The 2,312-nt window shown below is 68.6% G+C and carries 3 protein-coding genes; 1 reads left to right on the forward strand and 2 read right to left on the reverse strand.

Features of this window, described 5'->3' with window-relative positions:
- Nucleotides 1-112: 112 nt before the first annotated feature.
- A complete protein-coding gene (locus ACFV9G_RS29255) occupies nt 113-364 on the reverse strand; it encodes a type II toxin-antitoxin system RelE/ParE family toxin (protein ID WP_328528257.1) in 252 nt (83 codons plus the stop codon).
- Nucleotides 361-621 carry a ribbon-helix-helix protein, CopG family gene (locus ACFV9G_RS29260; protein ID WP_378732893.1) on the reverse strand — a complete coding sequence of 87 codons (261 nt, stop codon included), beginning with the start codon at nt 619-621 and terminating at the stop codon, nt 361-363. The genes ACFV9G_RS29255 and ACFV9G_RS29260 overlap by 4 nt, the downstream gene beginning before the upstream one ends.
- An 80-nt stretch (nt 622-701) precedes the next feature.
- Here ACFV9G_RS29260 and ACFV9G_RS29265 point away from each other — a divergent pair, with 80 nt between their 5' ends.
- The gene (locus ACFV9G_RS29265) at nt 702-2,294 is read left to right on the forward strand and encodes a cation:proton antiporter (protein ID WP_378732895.1); all 1,593 of its coding nucleotides are present in this window, start codon (nt 702-704) and stop codon (nt 2,292-2,294) included.
- Nucleotides 2,295-2,312: the final 18 nt, after the last annotated feature.

The raw sequence follows: 2,312 nt of genomic DNA on the forward strand, positions 1-2,312 counted from the left end.
GGCGTGTAGAGAACAAAACGGTTTACCAACCCGCACGATGGGACCGTGTTGGTCTCGACACGCTCGGCCGCAGGCGGCCTCGCGGCTCGACCAGCGGGGCAGCGGGGCGGGGTCAGACGCTCCGCCGGCCGAGATGGATGACGGCGACGGTGATGCGGCGCTCCTCGACCACGTAGACGATGCGGTAGCGGCCGACGCGGAGGCGGTAGCGGTCTTTGCCCCAGGCGTAGGCGCCGACGTCGCGCGGGGTCTCGGCGAGGGAGTCGACGGTGTCGAAGACCTGGATCAGGCCGATGGGGTCGTCGTCGACGTACGCCTCGGCCGACTGCAGCGCCTCGTCGGCCCAGACGACCTGGTAGGTCACTCGCTGGAGAGGCGGTCGAGACCGAGGGCGCGGCGGGCCTCGGCATGCGGGGTGTAGCTGACCTCGCCGAGCTCGCGACGCAGGGAGTAGCGCGCGATGGCGAGATCGTCCTCGAGATCCTCGATGCGCCGGTCGTGGTCGTTGAGGTAGGCGCGGATCGCCTCGCGGGCGATCTCCTGCTTCGACCGGTTCTCCGTCTTGGCGCGGTCGGTCAGCAGCCGGTCGTCGGCCTCGCTGAGTCGAAGAGTCATAGCCATGGACCCACTGTAACCCCGGGTGGTATCACGCGGTATCGTACGTGTCCGAACCGTCGAGCTTTACCCTGGGGGACGTCCATATGTCGCTGACCGCGCTCTACCTGCTCGTTGCACTAGGAGCGGGGCTGGTCGCGATGTTCCTGAAACTTCCGCCCATGGTCGGCTTCCTCGCCGCCGGGTTCGGGCTGCACGCCGCCGGGGTCGGCGAGCTGGACGGGCTGCACACGCTGTCCGAGCTCGGGGTCACGCTGCTCCTGTTCGGGATCGGTCTCAAGCTCGATGTGAGATCGCTGCTCCGGCCCGACGTGTGGCTGAGCACCTTCGCCCACCTGGGGTTCAGCGTCATCATCGGGATCGGCATGCTGGCCGGGATCGCACCGCTCGGCTTCGCGCTCCTCGCCGACGCCGACCTGGGCGAGATGGCGCTGATCGCCTTCGTGCTCTCGTTCTCCTCGACCGTCTTCGCGATCAAGGTCCTCGACGAGCGCCACGACAACAACACCCTCTACGGCCGGATCGCCATCGGTGTGCTGGTCATGCAGGACATCGTCGCGGTGGTGTTCCTGACCATCTCCAAGGGCCACTGGCCCTCGCCGTGGGTCTTCGCGCTGGTGCTGCTCCTCCCGGGCGCCTGGCTCGCCCACCGGGTCTGGGACCGGATCACCTCCGCCGAGCTGACCGCGCTCTTCGGGCTGACGATCGCGCTCGTGCCGGGCTACTGGCTCTTCGAGACCGTGGGGCTCAAGGGCGACCTCGGAGCCCTGGTGGTCGGCGTACTCCTCGGGTCGCACGTCAAGGCGCCGGCGCTGGCCAAGCTGCTGTTCAGCACCAAGGAGCTCCTGCTCATCGCGTTCTTCCTGAGCATCGGACTGACCGGGGTGCCCTCGCTCGAGGACTTCGCCCTGGCCGCCGTGCTGCAGGTCCTGCTGCCGCTCCAGGCCGCGGCGTACGTCGTGATCTTCGCGTTCATGGGGCTGCGCTACCGCACCGCGACGCTGGCCTCGTTCACCCTGGCCAACTACTCCGAGTTCGGGCTCATCGTCATCGTCATCGCGTCGGCCTCCGGGCTCGCATCGGCCCAGTGGCAGACCGTGCTCGCGGTCGCGACCGCGCTCTCGTTCCTGGTGGACGCGCTGTTCAACGCCTATGCCCCGGCGATCATCAATCTGCTCAACCGCCGGCTGCCGGTGCGGAGGCCCGAGCGGCTCCAGGAGGCGGACCGGCCGATCAACCTCGGTGACGCGAAGGCGCTGGTGGTCGGCATGGGCCGGGTGGGGCGTACGACCTACGAGGAGCTGCGCGACACCCAGGGCTACCACGTGCTCGCCGTCGAGCACGACTCGCTGCGGGCCGACTCGCTCAAGGAGGAGGGCTTCGACGTGGTCGAGGCCGACGCCACCGACCAGGACTTCTGGGAGCGGGTCAAGAAGGGCACCGGCATGGAGCTGGTCGTCCTCACGATGCCCTTCCACGGCGACAACCTGCTCGCCATGGACCTGCTCCACAAGCTCGGCTTCAAGGGCACAGTGGCGGCGATCGCCCTGCGCCCCGAGGAGCGCGACGAGCTCAAGAAGCGCGGTGCCCACGCCGTCCTGAACCTGTACGCCTCCGCCGGCGCCGACCTCGCCGAGAAGGCGCTCCGGGTCAACCAGGAGCGCCAGCTCTCCGCGTGAGTTGTGAAGCTGAGAGTC

The organism is Nocardioides sp. NPDC059952, assembly GCF_042730435.1.
Lineage (GTDB): Bacteria > Actinomycetota > Actinomycetes > Propionibacteriales > Nocardioidaceae > Nocardioides.